The following is a 25,401-nucleotide window of genomic DNA, read 5'->3' on the forward strand; positions in this document are numbered from 1 at the left end:
ATGAAGACTTGTTGGCGGAACAGACGGGACTCGAACCCGCGACCCCCTGCGTGACAGGCAGGTATTCTAACCAACTGAACTACTGCTCCAGGTCGCTTTTTAAGAGGCGTTTTTCTTAAAAGCGATGCAAATATGCACCCTTGATTTGGATTATACAAGCCTTAGGCGAATCTAAATTGTAATTTTATCTTAATAAAATCATAAGCCATTGATTTACAAGATTGATTTAATAATTAAAAATCAAATCAAAAAGTTAAACATATCTTGATTTTCATTGAGAAGTTCAAATTTGTAACCACCTTCTCTCATTCTTTCCGTCAAACTATCGAAGTCTGAAGGGTATTTCACTTCAATTCCAACAATAGCTGGTGCCTTCTCTCTGTTCACTTTCTTAGTATATTCAAAGTGAACAATATCATCATTTGGTCCTAAAACTTCTGCTAAGAACTCTCTTAAAGCACCTGCTCTTTGAGGGAATCTTACCATGAAATAGTGTTTATATCCTTCATATAAAAGAGATCTTTCTTTAATCTCCTCCATACGTCCAATATCATTATTAGATCCACTGACTACACATACTACCTTTTTACCTTTGATTTCATCTTTAATAGCATCTAATGCTGAAATCGAAAGTGCACCAGCTGGTTCAACTACAATAGCATCCTCATTATATAGACGTAAAATAGTAGAACAAACTTTTCCTTCTGGTACTAATACAACATCTTCTAAAAACTGCTTTGCAATTCTAAAAGTGTTATCACCAACTCTTTGTACAGCCGCTCCGTCGACAAATTTTTCAATTTTAGGGAGTGTTACAACTTCATTTTTATCAATAGACACCTTCATTGCTGGAGCTCCTTCAGGTTCTACTCCAATCAATTTTGTACTAGGACTAATTTGCGTGAAATAACTTCCTACACCAGAAGATAAACCACCACCACCAATTGGCATCACTAGATAATCAATTTCATCTGTTGCATCCTCCAATATTTCTAATCCAACAGTACCTTGTCCTTCGATGACCTTTGGATCATCAAATGGATGTATAAATGTCTTTCCATCCTCATCACAACGTTTCATAGCTGCATTATAAGCATCATCAAAAGTATCACCTATCAATACTACTTCAACCATATCTTTCCCCCACATCCTCACTTGACTTACCTTTTGATTAGGCGTTGGAGAAGGCATATAGATTACACCAGGAATCCCTAGAGCTTTACATGAATAAGCAACACCCTGAGCGTGATTGCCTGCACTTGCACATACAATACCTCTTTCTTTCTCTTCATCAGTCAAAGAAGACATCTTATTATAAGCTCCTCTCAACTTATATGAACGTACGATTTGAAGATCTTCTCTCTTTAACCAGATATCTGCTTCATATCTTTCAGATAAGTTCATATTTCTCATTAAAGGAGTTCTAGTGACTACATCCTTTAATGTTCTATGTGCTTTTACGATTGATTCTACACTTGGTAAACCTACCATTTCTTCAGTTTCTGCCATGCTCATTCCCAGTAGATATTAATAGAGGTGGTTAATATTGGTCTAGATAAATTGATTTATCTATGAAAAAAGGAAAAGGGATAGCCGAAACCATCCCTTTTGTATATTTTGATAGAGAAGAATTAAACTTCTTCAGCTACTTCTTGGTTTTCAGGACGTAAAGCTCTTACAGCTGCACCTGCTCTCCACATTTCAGACTCACGTAATACACGTAATTCTTCGTCTAATTTCTCACGGTAATCAGGTTGTGAGTTCGTATCGATTGAACGTTGAGCTTCTTCACCTGTAGCTACTGAACGATATAAATCTTCAACTACTGGACGAACTGCATCACGGAATTTGTCTTTCCAATCTAATGCACCTCTTTGAGCAGTAGTAGAACAGTTTGCATACATCCAATCCATACCATTTTTAGCTACTAATGGCATTAATGACTGAGTTAATTCTTCAACAGTCTCATTGAATGCTTCAGATGGAGAGTGACCGTTTTCACGAAGTACATCATATTGTGCTTCGAATAAACCTTGGATTGCACCCATTAATGAACCACGCTCACCAGTTAAATCAGAGAATACCTCTTTTTTGAAGTCAGTTGGGAATAAATATCCAGCACCAACACCAATACCTAAAGCGATAGTTCTGTTATATGCATTTCCAGAAGCGTCTTGATAGATAGCATAAGAAGAGTTCAAACCACGACCTTCTAAGAACATAGTTCTTAAAGAAGTACCTGAACCTTTTGGAGCTACTAAGATCACATCGATATCTTTTGGAGGAACAATACCAGTACGTTCGTGGTAAGTTACACCGAAACCGTGTGAGAAATAAAGAGCTTTACCTGGAGTAAGTTTCTCTTTTAATTGAGGCCATACAGAAATTTGAGCTGCATCAGAAAGTAAGTAACAAATGATTGTACCTCTTTCGGCTGCTTCACCGATTTCAAATAGAGTTTCACCTGGAACCCATCCGTCAGCTACTGCTTTATCCCAAGATGCACCACCTTTACGTTGTCCAACAATAACGTTTAAACCATTGTCTCTCATATTTTGAGCTTGACCAGGTCCTTGTACACCATAACCGATAACTGCAATAGTTTCTTCTTTTAGAACTTCCTGAGCTTTTGTTAATGGAAATTCTTCACGCATTACAACGTTCTCAACTACTCCTCCGAAATTAATCTCTGCCATAATAATAAATATTTGTGTTCTCTTAGTTTGAAAGTTTTTATTTTTTTAAAGGTCTGTGACCTTACACAATCGCATCCTCTTGATCGTATTCTGCAAGTAAAGCACTAATCTCTTGTCTTTCCTTTGAAAGAGAAATTCGACCAGAGCGTCCAAATTGTAATAGACCATAAGGTTTTAGCTCTTCATACAAAGCATGTGTTTCTTCTTCGTGACCTGTTTTTTCAATCACAAGGAAATCAGCTTTTGCCGCTAGAATTCTAGCATGGTTCCTTCTGACAATTCCTTCAACTGCATCAGTATCTTTAAGATTATCCACAGCTACTTTATATAAAGCTACTTCTTGATAGATCGTTTCGCTATCTTCATAAAGGAAACAACGAACTACATCAATTTGCTTCTCGATTTGCTTTGCCACCTTTTCCGCTGATTCTTTACAATCTGAATAGAATACTATCGTAAAACGGTGAACATTTTCAATCTCTGAAGCTGAAGTAGTCAAGCTTTCAATATTGATTTTTCTTCTTGTGAAGATGATGGAGATACGGTTCGTTAAACCTACTACGTTCTCTGTAAAAATGGATAATGTGAATCTTTGCTTTTCCATAATCTAATTTTTTTACTTCAAACGAACATTTGAAACTGATTCTCCTGTCGGTATCATAGGGAATACATTTGATTCCTTTTCTACAACAACTTCCAAGAATGAAGGACCCTCAGTATTTAACCAAGTATCCATTTTCTCACTCAATTCTTCTCTTGAGTCAGATTTGTCAGCTTTGATATAATATGATTCTGCTAATTTTACAAAATCAGGATTTACCATTTCTGTAAAAGAGTATCTTCTATCAAAGAATAATTCCTGCCATTGACGAACCATACCTAAGAAGCTATTGTTCAATACTAGAATTTTCACAGGAATTTTGTATTGGAAAATAGTACCTAGTTCTTGTACAGTCATTTGGTAACCACCATCCCCAGAAATAGAAACTACTGTTCTATCTGGTGCTCCAATTGCTGCACCTAATGCTGCTGGCAATGCGAATCCCATAGTACCCAAACCACCAGAACTTACAATACTATCTGTAATTTTAAATTCATAATAGCGAGAAGCTTCCATTTGATGTTGTCCAACATCGGTAACGATTACTGCCTCACCATTTGTTTTATCAGAAAGCATTTTAATTACTTCAGACATTTTTACTTTTTCAGTAGAATCGCCTAAAGCATAATCAACCACTTCCTTTTGTTCGATCTCATCACAAGCATGGAATTCAGCCAACCACTCATCATGAGAAGCTTTATTTACCTTTGGTGTAATTCTTTCTAATGCAGCTTTAGCATCTGAAATAACAGCTACATCTGCCTTTACATTTTTGTCAATCTCTGAAGGATCAATTTCAATGTGAATCACTTTTGCTTGTGTTGCATATCTATTTAAATCACCAGTCACACGGTCATCGAAACGCATCCCCACTGCAATTAATAAATCACACTCGTTGGTTTTCACGTTAGGACCATAATTACCATGCATACCTAAATATCCCACATATAATGGATGATCATTTGGTACAGCAGATAAACCAAGTAATGTAGATGCCATTGGAATACCTGTTTTCTCAGCAAAAGCAAGTAATTCTTCCTCTGCTTTTGAAAGCATTACTCCATGACCAACCAACATGTATGGTTTTTTAGCCTGATTTATTAACGCTGCTGCTGCTTCTATTGACTCCTCAGAAGCCACTGGAACAGGTTTATAGCTACGTATTTTTGTACAAGGCTTATATTCAAAATCAAACTCTTGGAATTGAGCATCTTTTGTAATATCAATTAATACTGGACCTGGACGACCACTTTTAGCAATATAAAATGCTTTTGCAATCGCTTCAGGAATCTCAGAAGCTTTCGTTACTTGGTAATTCCACTTTGTTACAGGAGTAGAAATACCAACTACGTCAGTTTCTTGGAATGCATCAGTACCTAACAAATGAGAGGCTACTTGACCAGTAATTGCTACCATTGGAGTAGAATCGATCATTGCATCTGCTAATCCAGTAATTAGGTTCGTTGCTCCAGGACCAGATGTTGCAACGCAGACACCCACTTTATGATTGACTCGTGAATAACCTTGAGCAGCATGTGCTGCTCCTTGCTCGTGACGAACAAGAATATGGTTCAACCTGTCCTCATAATGGTAGAGCTTGTCATAAACAGGCATAATCGCTCCACCTGGGTACCCAAAGAGTGTATCCACACCTTCTTCCAGCAATGCCATTAACACTGCTTCCGCTCCTGTTACTCTTTGTGTCTTTTGACCTTCTGCTTTCGCTTCAAGTGTCATTTCGTTTGTCGCTGTACTCATATTGAAACAATTTTTACTACTTCTAATTACTGATTAAAATTCATCAGTTACGCAACCTTGAGATGCTGAAGAAACTGTCTTTATATACTTGTATAAAATTCCTTTTTTGAATTTCGGCTCTGGAGCAACCCAAGATTTTCTTCTTTCTGCTAACTCCTCATCCGATAAGGCTACCTCGATTTTGTTCGTAACTGCATCGATTGTAATCATATCACCATCTTGTAATAGTGCTATGTTTCCACCTACAGCTGCTTCTGGAGTAATATGTCCTACTACAAAACCGTGTGTTCCACCTGAGAATCTTCCATCAGTAATAAGTGCTACATCTTTTCCAAGACCTGCTCCCATAATTGCTGAAGTTGGTTTTAACATCTCTGGCATACCAGGACCACCCTTAGGACCCTCATAACGAATTACAACTACATCACCTTTGGATACTTCACCATTTGAAATACCATCAATAACTGCAAATTCGTTATCATAAACCTTTGCAGGACCTACGAATTTTTCTCCTTCTTTACCTGTAATTTTAGCGACAGAACCTTCTGTTGCCAAGTTTCCGTAAAGAATTTGTAAGTGACCTGTCTTTTTAATTGGATTATCTTGAGGTCTCATTAAATCTTGCTCACTACCTAAAGGATCAACATCTGCTAAGTTTTCAGCAATCGTTTTACCTGTTACAGTCATACAAGAGCCATCTAATAATCCCCAATTAAGAAGTGTTTTCATTACTGCAGGAATTCCTCCTACTGCAAATACATCTTCCATTAAATACTTTCCTGAAGGTTTTAGATCAGCAAAGAATGGTACTTTATCTGATACTCTTTGAATATCATCTAATGTCAATTCAACATCCGCAGCTTTTGCAATTGCCAACATATGTAATGTAGCATTAGTAGAACCACCCAAAGCCATAATTACAGCTAATGCATTCTCGAAAGAAGCTTTAGTTAAAATATCAGAAGGCTTAAGGTCTAATTCTAATAAGTTACGAATTGCAGGACCTAATAATTGACATTCATCTCTCTTATTCTCACTTACTGCTGGGTTAGAAGAAGAGTAAGGTAAACTCATACCCATTGCTTCAATTGCTGAAGCCATAGTGTTAGCTGTATACATACCACCACAAGCACCTGCACCTGGGATAGCATTTTTGATTACACCTTTATAATCTTCATCTGAGATTGTACCGGCAATTTTTTCACCTAAAGCTTCAAAAGCAGATACAATATTTAATTTTTTCTTTTTCCAGCACCCTGAAGCAATAGTACCACCGTACAACATAATAGTTGGACGATCAATACGACACATTGCCATCATTGCACCCGGCATATTTTTATCACAACCTACAACGGTAATTAAACCATCATAAAATTGTCCATTTGTTACTGTTTCAACAGAGTCTGCAATAATATCTCTTGAAGGTAGAGAATAACGCATACCGATAGTACCATTTGTTATACCATCACTTACTCCAATAGTATTAAATACTAGTCCCACCATATCAGCCTTTTGAACTCCAACTTTAACTTTTGCAGCTAAACCGTTCAAGTGCATATTACATGTATTCCCCTCATAACCAGTACTTGCAATACCAATTTGAGGTTTATTCATATCTTCTTCCGTTAAACCGATACCATATAACATGGCCTGAGCAGCAGGCTGTGTATCGTCTTGAGTAATTGTGCGGCTATGCTTATTTAACATCTCTGCCATAATATTTTTATCGTTTGTCTGTTTTTAGTTTCAATAATTAGATTATCGAGTAATTGTCATATTCGCTTTGAGTAACGAACTGTCTATATTTCTCGAACACTTCACATCCAATAGTATCTTCCCAATTTTTCTTCATTGGTTGTTTGTCAATACTACTAATACCTGTAATTTGTGCTGCAGTCCCAGTAAAGAAAGCTCCGTCAATATCTTTTAGATCTTCTGGTTTAAATTGTCCTTCAATTACTTCTACACCTAAACTTTTAGCAATTCCGAAAACTACATTTCTTGTAATTCCTGGGTAGATATGCCCTTTCTGAGAAGTATAAAGCTTTCCTCCTTTTTCAAAGAAGAAGTTAGCACCTGTTCCTTCTGCTACATATCCTTCAACATCTAGTAATAAAGCATCATCAAAACCTCTTTCTTTTGCTTCTGCAATTGAAACAATAGAATTAATATAATGTCCTGATATTTTTGCTTCTACATTAAATGAATAAGGACTAGGGCGAGTATATTTTGATATCGTAATATCTAATAAGTCTTTTCCTAAAAATTTATCCCATCTCCAAGCAGCAATAAATAAATTATGCGTTTTTGTTGGAGTTAGGTCCATATTAGCACTTGCATATACTAATGGTCTAACATATGCATCAGTAAAACCATTTTCTTCAAGTAATTGATAAGTAATCCCCACGAGTTCATCGACACTATAAGGTAGTTCAAGATGCATTGTTTTTGCTGCTTCTAGAAAACGAGTATAATGTTCTTTCGCTTTAAAAATATGTGGTCCTAATGCAGTATCATATGCTCTTACTGCATCAAACACACCATTTCCATAGTGCAATGACTGAGAAAATAAATCAGCCTTTGCCTCTTCAGCTTTCACAAATTCTCCATTATGGAAAATCACTGTATTCTTGTCATAGTATTTCAACATGGCAGAAGAGTTTTATTTAAATTAAGACTACTGTTTAATCAATTACTAGAAATTGTTCTTTATAAAAAAAGCCATTGTCATCTTACTTAAAAGGATATTGACAATGGCCGTTCTTTATTATGATTTATGCAAAATAAGATCCTGCCATTATCTCCCTTCGAGAAGGACGACAATAGTTTTTCTAATAATAAGGACAATATTTTGCGTTTTCTTCAACATTTTCGATCATTGTTTACATCAAATATAAAGATCTTCCTTTTTATTTTGCAAATATATATAGAATACCCCCGTTAGTTTTTATAAATAATTACGAATCCTAACGAGTAATTTTAAGTTATTTCATAATAATAATGTCTTTTTAAACAAAAAATAGCAAAGAAATAAATATTATTCCTAATCAATATTTCAAACTGTTATATTTGCAGAAAAGGAATAAAAAATTAGAAAAATGATTCAAAAAGTTGGAAGTATTTTCAGGAATAAAATTTTCCCTAGTTTGACATGGAAAAAAGAAGAAGGTACTTCTCGTAAAATTTATCTCACATTTGATGATGGACCTATTCCTGTAATAACACCTTGGGTATTAGAGCAATTGGCTTTATATAATGCTAAAGCAACCTTCTTTTGTGTGGGAGATAATATTCGTAAACACCCTGAAGTATATCAACAAATTTTACAAGAAGGGCATAGTGTCGGAAATCACACGTTTAATCATTTACAATATTGGAAAAAGAGTTTAACTACTTATTTGAAAAATATTGAAATGTGTGAAATAGAGATGAAAAAGAACCCTTTATATAAAGTAGAAAAAGAAAAACCTTTATTCCGCCCTCCACATGGACAAGTTGGAAAAAAAATGATAAACGAAATCAAAGAAGATTACGAGATTATCATGTGGCATGTTCTTACTCGTGACTATAATAAAAACTACAAAAAAGAAAATTGCTTAAAAGCAGCTATTAAAAATACTGAAAACGGTTCAATTATCGTTTTTCATGATAGTATCAAAGCTGAAAAAAATTTAAGGTATGTTTTACCCAAATATCTTGAACATTTCACAAATTTAGGCTTTGAGTTTCACTCACTTTGAATTAAACGTGTAGTTTTTTTATTTGTGCGTGAATTAAAACTATATTTGTAGTTAAAACAAAATTTAGAAAAGAGATATCGATGGGAAAAATTATAGCAGTCGCCAATCAAAAAGGGGGCGTTGGTAAAACAACCACTGCCGTAAACCTTGCCGCTAGTTTTGCTGCAATGGAATACAATACTCTTTTAGTTGACGCTGATCCGCAAGCAAACTCCACTTCGGGATTAAATTTAGATCCTAAAGAAGAAAGAAAAAGTATTTACAACTGCATGGTGGAAGACATCAATGTAGAAGATATTATTATAAATTCAGAATACGATTATTTGGATATTATTCCATCACACATTGATTTAGTGGGTGCTGAAATAGAAATGATCGATATTGAAGATAGAGAAACAAGAATGTTAAAAGCATTGGAGCAAATCAAAGACTCTTATGACTTTATTATTATTGATTGTTCTCCATCATTAGGTTTAATTACAGTAAATGCATTAACAGCTGCAGATTCAGTAATTGTACCTGTTCAATGTGAGTTTTATGCATTGGAAGGTCTTGACAAATTATTAAATACTGTAAAGCTAATCCAATCAAGATTAAACCCTAATTTATTAATTGAGGGTATTTTGATGACGATGTACGACACAAGATTAAGATTATCAAATCAGGTTGTTGAAGAAGTTAAAAAGCACTTAAACGACTTAGTATTTGATGTAATTATCCCGAGAAATATTAAATTGAGTGAGGCACCATCATTTGGTGTGCCTGTAATTGCTCATGACGCTGTGAGTAAAGGTGCTGTTTGCTACCTAAACTTAGCTCAAGAAATTATTAAGAAAAATAAGATCCCTGTTAAAGCTTAACGTCATCTTATTTTATAACCTTTGATATTGGCGATATTATGCCTGATAATTCAGAAAAAAAGACTTTGAAAAAAAGAAAAGCTCTAGGAAAAGGTCTAGGTGCCATCCTTGGTGATAGTAAAAAAACAGAATCAAGTGCCCCTCAACCTACCAAAGAACCAGAAAATGAAGTGGTAAATGTAAATGTTGTTGAGAAACTTGATGAGATTTCAATTGATCATATCGAACGAAATCCTTTTCAACCGCGTCTTGAATTTCAAGATGATGCATTGAAGGAACTTGCCGATTCTATTAGAGTACAGGGTATAATACAACCGATTACAGTTAGAAAATTAACTGAAAATCAATATCAAATTATTTCTGGTGAACGTCGTTGGCGTGCTTCTAAGATGGCAGGATTAGAAAAAATCCCTGCATACATTAAAGGAGCCAATGATACTCAGATGCTAGAAATGGCCTTGATTGAGAATATCCAAAGAGAAGATCTTAATCCTATTGAGGTGGCGATATCATATCAAAGGTTAGTAGCAGAATGTAACTTAAAGCAAGAAGAACTTGGAGATAGAGTCGGTAAAAAACGTTCAACTGTTGCTAATTACCTTCGATTATTAAAATTACCACCTGAAATTCAGACAGGTCTACGTCAAGGAATTATTTCAATGGGTCATGCAAGAGCATTAGTGAATGTAAATAGCATTGAAGTTCAACTTGCATTGTATGATACTGTTGTAAAAAGCGAATTATCTGTTAGAAAAACAGAAAACTTAGTTAGAGAAATTATTCAAGGTAAAGATCCTTTAAGTAGTAAAGCTAAAAATAAAAAAGAGCCTTTAGATTTTGAATTTAGCAGACTTCAAAGAGATCTTTCTACACACTTTGGAACTCAGATCAAAATTAAAAATGCGGATGACGGAAAGGGTGAGATAAACATTCCATATCAATCCATTGAAGACCTCAACCGTATCTTGGATATATTAAAGACGCACTAAATGCTCCAAAAGCAACAAAATATTACTTTTTTTATCATTACTCTACTGTTTCTATTTTTTGGGTCAACTATTGTATATGCACAAGAACCAACAAAAAAGACAGACAATACTCAAGAGAATGATGGATTAACAGCGGAAGAAAGAAATAAGAGGTCAATTGATTCATTATCCTCTATTTCTGCAGTTCCCAACCATATTGATCAAGAGGCAAAAAAGAAGAAGAAAAAAAAGCAGTATCAATACTTATCAGAGCCTACTAAAGCTGCTTTTTATTCCATTGCTGTTCCTGGTTTAGGACAGATATATAATGGTAAACTTTGGAAAGTACCTATTTTATATGGTGGTATGGCTGTATTTGGGTACTTTATTCAGTTTAACCATAATAACTACATAGAAAGTAGTCATTGGTTAGCTTATAAAGCTGATAATGATCCTACAAATGACATCTTGATTCCTGAACAATATAGAAATCTTACAGAAGATAATTTAGATAGACGTAAAGATAACTTCAGAAGGGATCGAGATTTTATGATTATTGTAGGTTGTATGTGGTATTTATTAGGTGCTTTAGATGCTGCAGTAGATCAACACTTAAAATACTATGATATTAGTGAAGATTTATCTTTAAAAATAAAGCCAGCTGCGATTACGGATCCCTATAGTGGTTTACCTGCTGTAGGAATGACAGTTTCATTAAATTTAAATTCAAAATAAACTTTCAAATGAATTTTATATTAATTGGTTATGGTAAAATGGGTAAAACCATTGAAGAGATATTAAAGGAAAGAGGACATTCAATTACAGCTATTATTGATAAGGACAATGCATCTGATTTAGATACTATTGATCCTTCAACTGTTGATGTAGCTATTGAATTTACTCAACCAAGTGCTGCCTATACCAATATCAAAAAATGTTTAGACAAAGGAATTAGAGTTGTATCTGGTACTACAGGTTGGTTAAAACAAAAAGAAGTAGTAGAAGCAACAACGAAAGAAAATAAAACAGCTTTCTTTTATGCCTCAAATTATAGTTTAGGTGTAAATATCTTTTTTGAGTTAAATAAAAAATTAGCCAAAATGATGAGTGCTTTCAATGCAGAATATAAATCATCTATGGTTGAAATTCATCACACTCAAAAGTTAGATGCTCCTTCAGGAACTGCAATTACATTAGCAGAAGGTGTCATTGAAAACTTTGAAGGCATTGATAAATGGACTTTAAAAGGTGAAGATGAAGCTGTAAATAATGGTATTGAAATTGAAGCGTTAAGAGAGCCAAATGTTCCCGGTACTCATGAAATTTCATATACTTCTGAGATTGACCAAATTGATATCAAGCACACTGCATTTTCTAGAAAAGGATTTGCTTTAGGAGCCGTCCTTGCTGGTGAATGGTTATACCAAAGAGAAGGTATTTTTGGAATGCAGGACATGTTATCATTATAATTAAATCTGATTTTAATCTCATCATGTTTAAGAAAAAAGAAAAAAAGAAAAAAGGTGTCGTTCAAGAATGGACGGACGCATTAATATTTGCAGTTATTGCAGCAACATTGATTAGATGGGCGGCTTTTGAAGCTTTTACTATCCCAACTTCTTCAATGGAGAAATCTTTATTAGTTGGAGATTATCTATTTGTAAGTAAAGTACATTATGGTCCTAGAACTCCTAAGACTATTTTGCAATTACCTCTTACACATCAAACAATTTGGGGTACAAATATTCCTTCTTTCTTAGATTGGATTCAATTACCACAATTTAGACTTCCTGGTTTTACAGATGTAGAAAACAATGATGTAGTAGTATTTAATTACCCTGCTGAAAAAGGATTTCCCTCTGATATGAAGCTTAATTACATTAAGAGATGTATTGGTATTGCAGGTGATACTATTCAAATCAAAAACCAAGAAGTTTTCATTAATGGTAACCGAGTAGAAGTACCAGAAGATAGTGAAACACAATATAGAATTGTTGCTAAATCTCAAATTGGTAAAAGAGTATTGGAGAAATACAATGTCTACTCTTATGATCAATATAACATTGCTCATTATAAATTACTGATGGGACCTGGTCCAGAAGGTAAGTTTACTTATCAAGCAATGCTTCCAGGACATACTGCAGAAGAATTAAGAAAATTGGATTTTATTGAAAGTGTAGAGAAAATTTATGCTCCTAAAGATCCTTCTGTTTTCCCTCAAAAAGCAAGTAATCAATGGAGTATTGATAACTTCGGACCTTTATATATCCCTAAAGAAGGTGATGTTATTACAATTACAAAAGATAATTGGTCTCAATACAAGGCAATTATCACAACGTATGAGGATAACGAAAATGCTCAATTCAAAAATGGTCAATTATATATTGGTGGTCAAGTTCAAGAAACTTATACTATACAACAAGATTACTATTTTATGATGGGTGATAACAGACATAACTCTCTTGATTCTAGATATTGGGGTTATGTTCCTGAAGATCATATTATCGGTAAAGCTGTAATGGTATGGATGTCTATGGACAGAAATCCAGATGCTTCACTGATTAGATGGAATAGAATTTTTAATTTCATTGACTAAAAAATGACTCCTCTCATTTTAGGAGTCAGAGAAAAATACCAAATTTGCCGAAGTCGATTTATCTTCTTCGGCATTTTTTATTACCATATATATTATAAACACTTATCTAAATAAGAATGAAAAAATACTTACACATTATTCTAATAACTTGTGTATTGGCTCCATTCTCTGCCTTTGCACATGAAGGAATGTGGTTACCGTCTCTTCTTCAAAAACTTAATGAAGAAGATATGCAAGCCAACGGATTTAAATTAACAGCAGAAGACATCTATTCTGTAAACAAATCGAGTATGAAAGATGCTGTGGTTTGGTTTGGTAGAGGATGTACTGGAGAAGTTGTTTCTAATAAAGGTTTAATTCTTACAAATCATCACTGTGGATATGGTCAAATTCAATCTCATTCTACCGTTGAAAATGATTTATTAACGGATGGGTTTGCAGCTCAATCTTTTGGTGAAGAATTACCAAACTCAGGTTTAACTGTGAGTTTTGTTGTAAGAATTGAAGATGTTACAAAAGACATTTTATCTGGTGTGAAAGAAGATATCTCTGAAGAAGAACGTCAAGAAATCATCAAAGAAAACATAAAAAATGTTGGAGATAAAGCAGTTAAAGATACACATTATGATTATATCATTAAGCCTTTTTTCTATGGTAATGAGTACTATATGTTTGTCATGGAAACTTTTAAAGATATTCGTTTAGTATTTGCTCCACCTTCATCAATAGGTAAATTTGGAGGAGATACAGACAACTGGGTTTGGCCACGTCATACTGGTGATTTCTCTATTTTCAGAATCTATGCTGACAAAGATGGAAATCCTGCTGAATATTCTGAGGACAATGTTCCTTACACTCCAAAATACCACTTCCCTATTTCGTTAAATGGAGTAAAACCAGATGATTTTACAATGGTTTATGGCTTCCCTGGAAGAACAAAACAATATTTACCTTCTGAAGGTGTTGATTACACAGTAAGTGTTTCTAATCCTATCAAAATTGCTATGCGTGAAAAAACGATAGAAATTTATGATAAGAATATGGCTACAGATGATGGTGTTCGTATTAAATATTCTGCAAAAAAGGCAAGAGTTGCCAATGCTTACAAAAAATGGATTGGTGAAAGTAAAGGCTTAAAACGACTTGATGCTATTCAGAAAAAAGAAGAGCAAGAAAAAATGTTTGCTGATGCAGTAAAAGGGAATAAAGAATATGAAAGTTTACTTTCTAAATTCCAAGAAGAGTTTGAGCAAATTGAAAAATATCAATTAGGTAGAGATTTATACATTGAAGAACTGTACTACGGTCCTGAAATTTTACGTTTTGCATTAGGTTTTAGTATTCTTCAGGAAGGAGCTGGCACCCCTGAATTTGAACAAAAGCTATCAAGATTAAAAGGAAGTACAAAGGCATATTTCAAAAACTTTGATTTAGCGACAGACAAAGAAGTATTCGTATCTGCTTCACAAATGTATTCTGAGGCTATTGCAACTGAATTTTTACCCTCTTCATTTGCTTCTGCCAAAGCTAAGAATGATTTCCAAAAATTGGCAAATACTGTTTACAAGAAGAGTATTTTTGTAAATGAAGAAAAATTAATGGCTCTATTAGAAGGGTCTCCTGAAAGTATTTTCAAAAAAATTAGTAAAGATCCAGCATTTCAAATTGGTAAAGAGATCAATCAAATCTATTTAAATAAAATTGCTCCTGAATACAAAAGGTTGAGTGAAGAAATAGATTTATCAATGCGTACCTATGTAAAAGCACTTCAAGAAGTTTTCCCAAATAGAGAATATGTTGCCAATGTAAAAGGTGCTAGTAAAAAATACTGGTCTGATGCTAATAGTACTCTTAGAGTAACTTATGGTAAAATTGAAGGGTCAGAACCAAGAGATGGTGTTGATTATAAATACTACACTACATTGGAAGGTGTAATGGAAAAGAGACGTACTGATGTTCCTAAAACTCATGAATTTTATGTTCCTCAAAAACTAATGGATCTGTATAAAAATAAAGATTACGGACAATATGGAGAGGATGATAAAATGATGGTTTGTCTTACAGGTTCAAATCACACTACAGGAGGTAACTCTGGTTCTCCAGTAATTAATGCTGAAGGTCAATTGATCGGTATTAACTTTGATAGAACATGGGAATCAACAATGTCAGACTTAATGTTTGATCCAGTGAAATGTAGAAATATTATCGTTGATATTCGATATGTATTATTCGTTGTAGATAAATACGGAGAGTGTCCTCGATTGATTGAAGAAATGACTCTAGTAAAAAAATAGAAGTCACTTCACAATCAAAAAGGGATTAAACATTTGAGTTTAATCCCTTTTTTCATATTCAAAACCCTGACTTAAAAACTTTATAAACAGGACTTAACAATATATATCCTATTCATTATTCTAGGTTCAATCTCGCTGAAATTTCTTCAATAGCCTCTTCTTCCTCATCATTAATTCCTTCAGAAGCCTCAGCAAATAGTGTCAAAATATCCAAGATATCATCTTTCTCATCATCATTTTGCTCTAAATAACTTTTTAATGTATCTAGAAATGGATCTTTCCACTGATCTAATGTTTTGATCAAGTATTCCAATTCATTGAAATAAACTTTTTGTAAATTTTCTAATTCAGTTCTGGTCAAAGAGCTTTTATAACCTTCAGCCATAAATTTTGCTAGGTATTTTACAAATACCCACTCCTCTTCATCCACTACCCCATCTGAAGCCACAATCAATAAGCAAGGAAAATAAATAAAAAGTGTTTGAAAATGTTCTCTAGAAAGCTCAACATTATTCAATGAATTATAGTGAGTGTATAGTTCCTCTGTTTTTGTATGTAAACTCATCCTTTTATTATAAAAAAAATAATTTGTCGTTAATGGTTCTCTTTTTATTAAGAAAATTCCCTTCAAGTAATGTAATTTTGTAAATCGTATTGACAAAGATTATATACAATGAGTGGAATAATATTAGCTATTGAGTCTTCATGTGATGAAACCTCTGCAGCAGTTGTAAAAAATGGTACTATCCTTAGTAATATAGTTTCTACGCAAGAAATACACCAAAAATTTGGAGGTGTAGTTCCTGAGTTGGCTTCGAGAGCACATCAGAAGAATATTTTACCTGTAGTCAGTGAAGCACTTAGTGAAGCGAATATAAGTAAATCTGATCTAGATGCAATAGCTTTTACAAAAGGACCTGGGTTATTGGGAGCTCTTTTGGTGGGAACTTCATTTGCAAAAGGAATGGCAATGGCATTAAATAAGCCTCTTATTGGTGTCAATCATATGCAAGCTCATATTCTTGCTCATTTTATTGATGATCCTAAACCTCAGTTTCCATTTCTTTGTTTAACGGTTAGTGGAGGACATACTCAATTAGTGGTAGTAAAATCACCACTTGAAATGGAGGTTGTTGGAGAAACAATTGATGATGCAGTTGGAGAAGCTTTTGATAAAACAGCCAAAATAATGGGATTAGATTATCCTGGAGGGCCATTAATTGACAAGTTTGCGAAAGATGGAGACCCTCAGAAATTTAAATTCCCTAATGTAAATATTCCAGATTACAATTTTTCATTTAGTGGTATTAAGACTGCTTTCTTGAACTTTTTAAGAAAGGAATCACAAAAAGATCCAGATTTCGTTGAGAAAAATAAAGCTGATTTATGTGCAAGTATTCAATTTACTTTAATTAATATTTTAATGAAGAAATTGAAAAAAGCTGCAAAAGAACTAGGGATCAAAGAAATTGGAATTGCAGGTGGAGTTTCTGCTAATTCGGGATTACGCGAGACTTTGTTATCAGAAGGAAAAAAATTAGGATGGAATGTATTTATTCCGGAATTTGAACATTGTACAGATAATGCTGCAATGATCGCAATGGCTGCTCATTATCAATATGAAGGTGGTGATTTTGAAAAGCTTTCAACTTCACCAAATCCTAGAATGAAATTTTCTGGTTCAAAATAAAAAATAATATGGGGTTCTTAGTTGTTATACTTGCTTTTAGTACTGCCATCGGTTTAGGTGTTTATCTTAACGGTGGGTTTAATAAGAATAAATCCATTGCTTCAGATAATCAATCTCAACCATCACTTACTGATGCGGATATAATTGCATTGGCATCTCAACACAAAGAAGGAATCAGCATCGCTGCAGTATGTCTAGCTTCCAATGTTTCAGCTGCTAATGTCAAAGAACAGATGGAAACATTACGAGAACAAGGCTTACTTTATTTATCAATTGATGAAAATGGAGCTGAAAAATACTCCTTAACAGATGCTTCATTGATATCTTCTTATAAAAAAAATGATCCAATGAAATAAGTCCATCTTATTTACCTATATAATCACTTAGATACTTTTTTTGTTACGACATCATTTTACATATTTGTGATATGGAATCAACACTAACATACATAACCTGGACAGTTAATCCAGAGATCTTCCCTGATTTATTACCTGTACGATGGTATGGGTTATTATTTTCACTTGGATTTTTTATCGGTACTTGGATTATGGCAAAAATTTTCGTGAATGAAAATAGACCAGAATCAGAAGCCGATGCCATTCTTATTTACATGGTAGTTGCTACAATTATAGGAGCAAGACTAGGTCATGTATTTTTTTATCAACCTGATTATTATTTAAGACATCCTGTAGAGATATTTATGATCTGGAAAGGTGGTCTTGCCAGTCATGGTGGAGCAATCGGTATTATCGTTGCTTTATACCTTTACAGTAGCAAAAGACCAGACCAACCCTGGTTATGGATATTAGATAGAATTGTAATTCCTGTTGCACTAGCAGGTTGTTTTATTCGTTTAGGTAACCTAATGAATTCAGAGATTATTGGTCGTCCAACTGATGTACCATGGGCATTTATTTTTACAAAAGCTCAAGTAGCAGATCCAATGACACCACGTCACCCTGCACAGTTATATGAATCAATCACCTATTTGATAATCTTCTTTATCTTAGGAGCAATTTATAAAAATGAGAGCACTAAATTAAGACAAGGAAGAACATTTGGTTTATTCTTAATTCTTGTATTTGGAATGCGTTTCGTTTGGGAATTCTTCAAAGAAAATCAAGTAGATTTTGAAGCTGGAATGGCATTAAACATGGGACAAATATTAAGTATCCCTGCGGTATTAGCTGGTTTATTCTTCTTTATTCGATCATTTGGAAAAGCAGGAGATCCACTACCATTACCAGAAGTTAATCCTAATTTAGGAAAAGAAAATAAAAAATAAAGCATAAAAAGAGCGTATTATTTATCAAGGTAATACGCTCTTTTTATATTTGATAAAATCAATAAATTTATTTCTTATCAATATCCAAGTCAAATAAATCAGTAATTACTTTACCCATTTTCTGACCTTCTTTCTTATCAATACTTGATGTAGTTTTTAGCTGTAGAACAGGTATTTTAAGAATTTTATTCAATAGATTTTTAGTGATTTTTTCTACATTCTTTTTCTCTTTAGAAGTTAATTCTTTTTCAAATTTCTGAACTTCCTTAGTTCTTATATCTTCTAAAGTACTTTTTAATCCTTTTATGATAGGAGAATATTCCATCTCCTGAGTTCTCTTATTAAATTCCTCCAAAGATGCATTAATAATTGCCTCTACTTTAGGAATAGAATTTAATCTTCTTTCCAATGCTTTTGTTGCTCTTGCATTAATATCATCAACAGTATAAACTAATGCTCCTGGAATCTTTTCAACGTCTGTTGATACTGAACGAGGAACTGATAAATCCATAAAACATTTAAATGCTAAGATATCTAATGTCTTTACATTTTCAGCATTAAAATAATTGGCAATTGGAAGAGATGAGATGATAACATCGGCTTCTTTTGCTACTTTCCACAAATCAGAAAATTCTCTTACCTGATAACCTGTTTCATTGGCTAATTCTTCAGCTACAGATAATGTTCTATTCATGATAGTCACATCTGTAATATCTGTATTTTGAAGGTTTCGAACAGCATCTGTGCCTATCTCACCTAGCCCAACAACTAAAACTTTTGGATTTGAGACATCAGAAGTGATTTCATCTATCATTTCCACAGCAGCGTAAGATACAGATGCAGCTCCATCTCTAAATTCTGTCTCTATTTGAACTCTTTTGTTCGCATTGAAGATTGTGTGCATCAAGCGATGTAGGTATTGCCCTGCCATTTCATGATCTGCTGTCCATTGGTATGCTCTTTTGACCTGACTAGATATTTGAATATCTCCTACCACTTGTGCTTCTAGTCCCATAGCTACTCTGAATAAATGCATTTGAGCATCTAAAGAAGAGCATATAGATTCAAAATAGTTGAGTGCTTTTTCTTCTTCAACTTCTTTAAGTTTACAGATTTCTTGTATGATGTCTTTAGATAAATCTTCTTCTGCTATGTAGTAAGCTTCCGTTCGATTACACGTTGAAACCAATAATAATTCGTTCAAACGATCATCCTTTTTGAATACCTTTAAAAGGTTCTCACAGTCTGTTTGGGACAGGGAGAACTGCCCTCTTACTTCTAGAGGTGTATTCTTATACGATAACTTTATAGCTTTAAAATCTTTCATTTGCTAATTCAATCATTTAGAAGTGTAGCTTATATAATCAGCTATGGATAGAATAAAGTAATATCTCTTATTTCAAAATACAACTTTACATACAAAGTTAAATATGTTTGAACAACTAATTACTTTTTATTAGAGAAGATTACCAATTTATATTGTAAATCAGGCTATTTGGGTAAAATTCAAGCTCAGGAAAAGCAAAACTTTGTTTGAATGATAATAACTTTAGTTGCTGTCCTTTAAATTTTCCTTTAATACAATGTCCTCTAAAATCCCATATTGATTTTGTCTGTTCGTCTACAAAATAATCTTCTTCTTTAGAGAATGTCAAAAGTTGACTGTTATGGAATGCTGAAAAAACAGCGGCTGAACCTACCCTCTTGTTTTCCTTAATTTCTCTTCCTTCTAACATAGAAGTAGAATAATCTTCATAAAATACAACGACATACATATCCATTGGCATATCATTAATCACACCTCTGTGTTGTACTTCTTCTAAAGGATAAAGAATATGTTTATCTAAAATGTTTACAGTGATTATCCTTTCCATTGGCATAAGCCTTTCACTCGGCATATTATCAAGATATAAAGGCTTCTCTGTTAACACATTATCATATTTGTAATAAGGGTTTTTCCCATATGGCAACAACTCATCTCTTTCAGTATTTCTGATAACTAATCCATATTTATATTGATCATAAAACTGTTGCATTGTCATCTTTAATAAAGGATACTCTTTCAATTGAGTTCCATTAAAGTCTCCTGTTTTACAATCACCCGTATATTGTTGCCACCAAGATTCAGATTGTTCATCAAAAAGGACCATGTTACTTTTCCTAATCATTCCTGAGGGTTGAAAAGTTAATTCTCTTTGTACTCCTTTGTGTTGAAATCTTCTTTCGTAAGCAATAACCGCATCTGTAAAAGGGCAATATGTAATTGCAACTGGCTTCCCTCCAATTCTATCATTGATGACCTGATGATACATTAACAAGTCCATGGGATAGGCTTTATATTCACGTCCAGCACTTAGAACAACTACATTATCAGTGGAATTATAATGTTTATGTGCTTTTTCTTCGTTATAAAACCTTGGATTGGTAATGCTTTTAAAAACATTATTAGGAGTTAATGCTTCATATTCATATAATGAAATAGACGAATTTTCAACGTCTGTGTTCCACTCATTTTTCACACCTAAACGATTGATCTGTGCATGGGTATCAAGTACTCCAAACATTACAATCAAAATTAGGCTAATGTATCTCACTAAATTCATCTATTTCAATTAGGTTTACTTTGTTAATACTTTGCTTTTATGTAGTATATACAACATTGCAAAAGTACAAAAAAAGTAGTTCTCCATAAAAATTTTAACGTATTCTAGAAGGTGTAAATTTACCGTTTGCAATAGGTTCAATACCAACTATAATCCCTTGTATAACTTCTACTATATTAGGATAGTTCAATGTTGATGGCTCATCATTTACTGTATGATAATAAGAATCGAAATCTATATCGGTTGATGAAAATGTATGTGCAGGTATTCCTTTGGCTGCAAAAGAAGCGTTATCAGATCTCATAAACAATTTCAATTCTGGATAGGGGTCCTCAAAGAAGTTGAATCTTACTTGAGCTTTTTTAAGATTCATCTGCATTAGTTTTCCTAAAGAAGACTTTTTATAACCAGTAATAAATGCCTTTCTTTTTCCTCTTGCTGATACTTTGCCAATCATTTCTATATTGATTAAGGCTTTAATATTTTTAAGTTCTTCCTCAGACATATTATCAGCCATATATTGAGAACCTACTAAACCTAGTTCCTCTGCAGTAAAAGTGGTAAATAGTAATGTTCTTGCGTGTTTTTTCTTCGCAAAATATTCGGCTATTTGAATGACTGCAGCTACACCTGTTGCATCATCATCTGCTCCATTGGCGATAGAATCATTTTGAATTGGTTCTAATATTCCAATGTGATCATGATGTGCTCCAAACATGACGATTTCCTCTTTTTGGGTCGTCCCTTCTAATTTTGCCATCACATTTCTCATTTCAACCTTTTTAACTTCTTGTTGAAAATCCAATGCAATTTTTTTAAATTTACTTTCTACAGATTTTGGTGGCACCGCCCAAATAAGCGATTGTTTCGTATCAATAGTATCTAAGTATTTTTGACTATTACTTTTAAATCTAAGTTTAGTTAATTGTTTTTTGTGGTTTTCAGATTTCACCCAGATCAAAGTTACTTCTGTACTTTCAAGAAGTTCTTTTCTAAAATCCATAAGGTTAGTCCCTTCTGGGATCTCTACGATTTTTAGGCCTTTAACTTTCTTCAGTAAAATATTTTCTGAATTGGTATCAACAAAGAAGTCTTCTTCTTTTAAAGATTGTTTATTGATACTAAGCTTATTTACTTTTTTAACCTTTTCATATTTTGTTAGTACTTGAAAATAGGTACCGTTTTCGCCTGCAGGTAATAAACCAAATTTCTTGAATTCGTTGCTTATATAATCAGTTGCGATTCTTTCTCCTTCTGTACCTGCAAGTCTACCTTTTAGAGCATCACTTGCTAAAGTATCTATAATTTCAGTGGTCCTTTCAATACTTTGTGCAGAAGCTGTGTGATAAAGGCCTAATAATAAAATATATACCAAACCACGAAATGTTTGTACTATTCTCATGAACTTTGAAGATTTGTTAAGTTTTTCCCTAATGAATTCAACTGTAAGAAACTTTTTTAGGGCGATTATGTATTAATGATGTGTAACACAATATGAAACAAATTGCCATTTACACTATAAAAGTAAATGAAATTTTAATAAAATCTAAAGTATAACATCATGAAACAATATACTGAAGAAGTTGACATCCTCTTTAAACAATTAAAAAAGGCTACTGATACTGAAAAAATTTCTGACTTAGAAAGTTCAATATTACAGTTATGGCAAAAAACCAATGATCCTTTTTTAGATGATGTTATTGTATTAGGAATAGAACAATTAAGCCGTGAAAATTATAAAGATGCTATTGCTACCTTTTCACATGCATTAGTTTTTAATAAAGAACACGCTGAAGTTTATAATAAGAGAGCCATCGCCTATTATATGAGGGGTGAGTACAATAAAGCTTTATCTGATCTAAAGAAAGTAATCGAATTAGAACCTCGTCACTTTGGAGCTTTGTCCGGTTTATGTAATATCTACAGGGAAATTAAGTTAGAAGTTTTGACGCTAAGAACTTTAGAGAAATTATTACGCATTATTCCTAATAAAGAAGGTATTGCAGCACAAGCTTATACATTAAGGCAAAAATTAGGAGAATAAAATCTACAAAAGTGTGACTTCCTTTTCTCTTTGACTTGGGTCTGGAGCATTAGGAGGTAAAATGAATATTCCTGGAGGTAAATCTAGATCAGGTTCTTTAGGAGTAACGGGCCATCCACCATTATTATCGTCATCATCATTATTATAAGAAGAACCATTAGAAGTGTCTTCTCTTAATATATAGGTTTTGTAAAATGACCATATAGCCAAACCTATTGATAAATACATTATTAACAGTAGAAAATGGATGTATTCAAAATACATAAAAAGTCTTGTTATTTCATTTAAGGTATAATTTAGAATTTAATTTACATATATTTACAAAAAAATAAAAGAGGTTTTGTGGAAAAACCTCTTTTATTTTTGCCATTATCTCAGGTAAAATTTTCTTTCGTCAATGTATTCTTTTAGCTTCTGAAGCTCCTCCTCAGAAGTGATATCTTCTACATTTTCCTCCACTAAACTTGCTCCCACTCTTTTTTCGATAATGTTGAGTACTTTATAAGTTCTCCAAATAGGCTCTTTTTTAACTTTGATGATATCGCCAACACTAACTTTTTGAGAAGGTTTTGGTATTTGATCATTCAATAAAACCTCTTCTTTTTTACAAGCATCCGTAGCTGTTGTACGTGTTTTGAATACACGAACACACCATAAATATTTATCTATTCTCATTTTTATTCATTAGGGTAATTTACAGTAATTAAAGTCCCTTTTTCGTAAATCTCTTCTTTTTCTAAATTTCCTTCTTCATCATAGTACTTCCAATTCTTAAGCTTTTGTTCTTTATATTGTTTTCCTATTTCTCGAAGTTGACCATTTTTATAATACTCTTTCACTGTACCATAAATATATCCCTTATCATAAGGCACTTCATGAAGAACTGTCTCTCCATCTTCATGATACTCAATTCGTATTCCTACTAAACGTCCTTTTCTATATTTTTCTTTGGTAAGAAGAATTCCATTTTGTCTGAAAATATCTACCTCACCTTCTTCAAAACCTTTTATATAAGTGATTTTACTCTTTAGGGTACCATTCGAATAGTAATACTTCCATTCTCCATCTTTTACTTTACCAAGGTAATCACCTTCACTTTTTAACACTCCAGTTTCATAAAATTCTTTAGATGAATGTACAGTCCCATTTTTTGAGAATACATCATGTATTTTTTCTGTTTTTCCATCTTCATAGTATTCTTTTGAATCACCTTTTCTTAATCCTTTAGCATAATTAATACTTGATTTTAGGTTTGAAGTGGCATAATAAACCGATGTATTTCCATGCATTTTACCATCCTGCATATGTCCTTCTTTTAGCAAAACACCCATTTCATCATACTCTCTGAATATTCCTTTTCTATCTCTACTTAAAGAAGTAATCATCTCAGATTTCAACTGACCATTTTCATAGTAATTTTTATAATTTCCAGTGGTGTGTCCCTCAACTAATTTCTCTTCAGATTCTAGTTTAGCATTTGGATAGAAGCTTTTTCTTAAACCGTCTTCTTTATTATTTTTAAACGGAATGATTTCTTTGACAATACCATTTTCATAATATTCTTTAGACTCTCCCTCCAAACTTCCTTCTATGAAATTACTTTCTTTTTTCAATGACGCAGTACCTGGATAGTAAGTATAAACAGTACCATCTATTACACCTTCCTTGTAAGTTGCTTTTTGTACCAAATTTCCTTTTACATCAAACACTTCAGTCAGACCATTTTTCTTTTCACCATTCATTTGTGAAACAGACTTTTTCTCTCCTGTTGGATAGAATTCGGTCCAAAGTCCTTTTTTGATATCATTTTCTATTTGAAGATCACCACTTGGATAAAATTTTCTCATGGTTCCGACCATTGCATCATTTTTGAAATGAGCTTCAGTTTTCTTCATTCCTTCTACATAAAATGAAGTGTATTTACCATTTTGGACTCCATTCTTGTAGTGTGTTATGAAATGTCTTTGTCCGTTTTCATAGTACTCTTCAAATGTTCCATTTAATACACCATCTTTATAATGCGATCTTACAATTAGGTCATCTGATCCTGGGTAATAGCGTTTATATTCTCCATCAATTCGGTTAGAATCACCATCAATCACATAGAATTCTTCCGCCACGATTCCTGCCCAATCATCATAATAGGTTTTGATTAAGGTCCTATCTTTTGCCTGTCCTATTACTTTTAAAGAAAAAAAAGTAAATAAAATCAGAAGACATATAGAATTAAGCCTTATTGTTTTATTTTTATTATCCATTTAGGTAT

Annotated in this window: 24 protein-coding genes and 1 tRNA gene; 11 read left to right on the plus strand and 14 right to left on the minus strand. The window is 33.2% G+C overall.

Going from position 1 to position 25,401, the window contains the following annotated elements; genetic code table 11:
- Positions 1-12: 12 nt before the first annotated feature.
- From ACXAHM_RS17560 to ACXAHM_RS17590, 7 genes are all read right to left on the minus strand, one after another.
- Positions 13-89: transfer RNA gene (locus tag ACXAHM_RS17560), tRNA-Asp, on the minus strand.
- A 151-nt stretch (positions 90-240) separates the two neighbouring features.
- Positions 241-1,509 (minus strand): threonine ammonia-lyase IlvA, encoded by a 1,269-nt coding sequence (gene ilvA, locus ACXAHM_RS17565; RefSeq protein WP_474962428.1) that lies wholly within the window; start codon positions 1,507-1,509, stop codon positions 241-243.
- Between the two features lie 122 nt (positions 1,510-1,631).
- Complete coding sequence (gene ilvC / locus ACXAHM_RS17570; protein WP_474962431.1) at positions 1,632-2,696, minus strand: ketol-acid reductoisomerase; 1,065 nt, start codon at positions 2,694-2,696, stop codon at positions 1,632-1,634.
- A gap of 61 nt (positions 2,697-2,757) precedes the next feature.
- On the minus strand, positions 2,758-3,300 hold the full coding sequence (gene ilvN / locus ACXAHM_RS17575) for an acetolactate synthase small subunit (RefSeq protein WP_474962434.1): 543 nt from the start codon (positions 3,298-3,300) through the stop codon (positions 2,758-2,760).
- A gap of 12 nt (positions 3,301-3,312) precedes the next feature.
- Positions 3,313-5,055, minus strand: a complete 1,743-nt coding sequence (ilvB, locus tag ACXAHM_RS17580) for a biosynthetic-type acetolactate synthase large subunit (RefSeq protein WP_474962437.1) — start codon at positions 5,053-5,055, stop codon at positions 3,313-3,315.
- Between the two features lie 33 nt (positions 5,056-5,088).
- On the minus strand, positions 5,089-6,771 hold the full coding sequence (gene ilvD, locus ACXAHM_RS17585) for a dihydroxy-acid dehydratase (RefSeq protein ID WP_474962439.1): 1,683 nt from the start codon (positions 6,769-6,771) through the stop codon (positions 5,089-5,091).
- A 37-nt stretch (positions 6,772-6,808) separates the two neighbouring features.
- Positions 6,809-7,705, minus strand: a complete 897-nt coding sequence (locus ACXAHM_RS17590) for a branched-chain amino acid transaminase (RefSeq protein ID WP_474962441.1) — start codon at positions 7,703-7,705, stop codon at positions 6,809-6,811.
- Positions 7,706-8,153: 448 nt separating this feature from the next.
- Between ACXAHM_RS17590 and ACXAHM_RS17595 the strand changes: the two genes are divergently transcribed.
- The 7 genes from ACXAHM_RS17595 (at position 8,154) to ACXAHM_RS17625 (ending at position 15,513) form a co-directional block, all read left to right on the plus strand.
- Positions 8,154-8,795, plus strand: a complete 642-nt coding sequence (locus ACXAHM_RS17595; protein WP_474962443.1) for a polysaccharide deacetylase family protein — start codon at positions 8,154-8,156, stop codon at positions 8,793-8,795.
- An 80-nt stretch (positions 8,796-8,875) separates the two neighbouring features.
- Positions 8,876-9,655 carry a ParA family protein gene (locus ACXAHM_RS17600; protein WP_474962445.1) on the plus strand — a complete coding sequence of 260 codons (780 nt, stop codon included), beginning with the start codon at positions 8,876-8,878 and terminating at the stop codon, positions 9,653-9,655.
- A 38-nt stretch (positions 9,656-9,693) separates the two neighbouring features.
- Positions 9,694-10,644 (plus strand): ParB/RepB/Spo0J family partition protein, encoded by a 951-nt coding sequence (locus tag ACXAHM_RS17605; RefSeq protein ID WP_474962447.1) that lies wholly within the window; start codon positions 9,694-9,696, stop codon positions 10,642-10,644.
- A complete protein-coding gene (locus ACXAHM_RS17610) occupies positions 10,645-11,358 on the plus strand; it encodes a DUF5683 domain-containing protein (RefSeq protein WP_474962449.1) in 714 nt (237 codons plus the stop codon).
- An 8-nt stretch (positions 11,359-11,366) separates the two neighbouring features.
- Complete coding sequence (dapB, locus tag ACXAHM_RS17615; RefSeq protein WP_474962452.1) at positions 11,367-12,092, plus strand: 4-hydroxy-tetrahydrodipicolinate reductase; 726 nt, start codon at positions 11,367-11,369, stop codon at positions 12,090-12,092.
- A gap of 23 nt (positions 12,093-12,115) precedes the next feature.
- Positions 12,116-13,219, plus strand: coding sequence for a signal peptidase I (gene lepB, locus ACXAHM_RS17620; protein ID WP_474962457.1), 1,104 nt, complete (start codon positions 12,116-12,118; stop codon positions 13,217-13,219).
- A gap of 116 nt (positions 13,220-13,335) precedes the next feature.
- The gene (locus ACXAHM_RS17625) at positions 13,336-15,513 is read left to right on the plus strand and encodes a S46 family peptidase (RefSeq protein ID WP_474962460.1); all 2,178 of its coding nucleotides are present in this window, start codon (positions 13,336-13,338) and stop codon (positions 15,511-15,513) included.
- 115 nt (positions 15,514-15,628) lie between these two features.
- Here ACXAHM_RS17625 and ACXAHM_RS17630 read toward each other — a convergent pair whose 3' ends face one another.
- A complete protein-coding gene (locus ACXAHM_RS17630) occupies positions 15,629-16,078 on the minus strand; it encodes a hypothetical protein (RefSeq protein ID WP_474962462.1) in 450 nt (149 codons plus the stop codon).
- Positions 16,079-16,186: 108 nt separating this feature from the next.
- On the opposite strand from ACXAHM_RS17630, the gene tsaD reads away from it, so the two are divergent.
- From tsaD to lgt, 3 genes are all read left to right on the plus strand, one after another.
- The gene (gene tsaD, locus ACXAHM_RS17635) at positions 16,187-17,203 is read left to right on the plus strand and encodes a tRNA (adenosine(37)-N6)-threonylcarbamoyltransferase complex transferase subunit TsaD (protein WP_474962464.1); all 1,017 of its coding nucleotides are present in this window, start codon (positions 16,187-16,189) and stop codon (positions 17,201-17,203) included.
- Between the two features lie 8 nt (positions 17,204-17,211).
- The gene (locus ACXAHM_RS17640) at positions 17,212-17,559 is read left to right on the plus strand and encodes a hypothetical protein (protein ID WP_474962466.1); all 348 of its coding nucleotides are present in this window, start codon (positions 17,212-17,214) and stop codon (positions 17,557-17,559) included.
- A gap of 71 nt (positions 17,560-17,630) precedes the next feature.
- Entirely contained in the window at positions 17,631-18,488 is an 858-nt protein-coding gene (gene lgt / locus ACXAHM_RS17645; RefSeq protein ID WP_474962470.1) for a prolipoprotein diacylglyceryl transferase, read from the plus strand.
- A gap of 67 nt (positions 18,489-18,555) precedes the next feature.
- Here the strand turns inward: lgt and hemA are convergent, their stop codons facing one another.
- The 3 genes from hemA to ACXAHM_RS17660 all read right to left on the minus strand — a co-directional run bounded on the left by hemA (position 18,556) and on the right by ACXAHM_RS17660 (position 22,493).
- On the minus strand, positions 18,556-19,815 hold the full coding sequence (gene hemA / locus ACXAHM_RS17650) for a glutamyl-tRNA reductase (protein WP_474962473.1): 1,260 nt from the start codon (positions 19,813-19,815) through the stop codon (positions 18,556-18,558).
- A 139-nt stretch (positions 19,816-19,954) separates the two neighbouring features.
- Positions 19,955-21,052, minus strand: coding sequence for a DUF3179 domain-containing (seleno)protein (locus ACXAHM_RS17655; RefSeq protein WP_474962476.1), 1,098 nt, complete (start codon positions 21,050-21,052; stop codon positions 19,955-19,957).
- 133 nt (positions 21,053-21,185) lie between these two features.
- Positions 21,186-22,493 carry a M28 family metallopeptidase gene (locus tag ACXAHM_RS17660; RefSeq protein WP_474962479.1) on the minus strand — a complete coding sequence of 436 codons (1,308 nt, stop codon included), beginning with the start codon at positions 22,491-22,493 and terminating at the stop codon, positions 21,186-21,188.
- 159 nt (positions 22,494-22,652) lie between these two features.
- On the opposite strand from ACXAHM_RS17660, the gene ACXAHM_RS17665 reads away from it, so the two are divergent.
- Positions 22,653-23,135, plus strand: a complete 483-nt coding sequence (locus ACXAHM_RS17665) for a tetratricopeptide repeat protein (RefSeq protein ID WP_474962481.1) — start codon at positions 22,653-22,655, stop codon at positions 23,133-23,135.
- A gap of 3 nt (positions 23,136-23,138) precedes the next feature.
- On the opposite strand, the gene ACXAHM_RS17670 is transcribed toward ACXAHM_RS17665, so the two are convergent.
- The 3 genes from ACXAHM_RS17670 to ACXAHM_RS17680 form a co-directional block, all read right to left on the minus strand.
- On the minus strand, positions 23,139-23,363 hold the full coding sequence (locus tag ACXAHM_RS17670; protein WP_474962484.1) for a hypothetical protein: 225 nt from the start codon (positions 23,361-23,363) through the stop codon (positions 23,139-23,141).
- A 141-nt stretch (positions 23,364-23,504) separates the two neighbouring features.
- A complete protein-coding gene (locus ACXAHM_RS17675) occupies positions 23,505-23,810 on the minus strand; it encodes an RNA-binding S4 domain-containing protein (protein ID WP_474962487.1) in 306 nt (101 codons plus the stop codon).
- Between the two features lie 2 nt (positions 23,811-23,812).
- Positions 23,813-25,393 carry a toxin-antitoxin system YwqK family antitoxin gene (locus ACXAHM_RS17680; protein WP_474962489.1) on the minus strand — a complete coding sequence of 527 codons (1,581 nt, stop codon included), beginning with the start codon at positions 25,391-25,393 and terminating at the stop codon, positions 23,813-23,815.
- Positions 25,394-25,401: the final 8 nt, after the last annotated feature.

It is taken from the genome of Flammeovirga sp. AWQ4_249 (assembly GCF_056161045.1).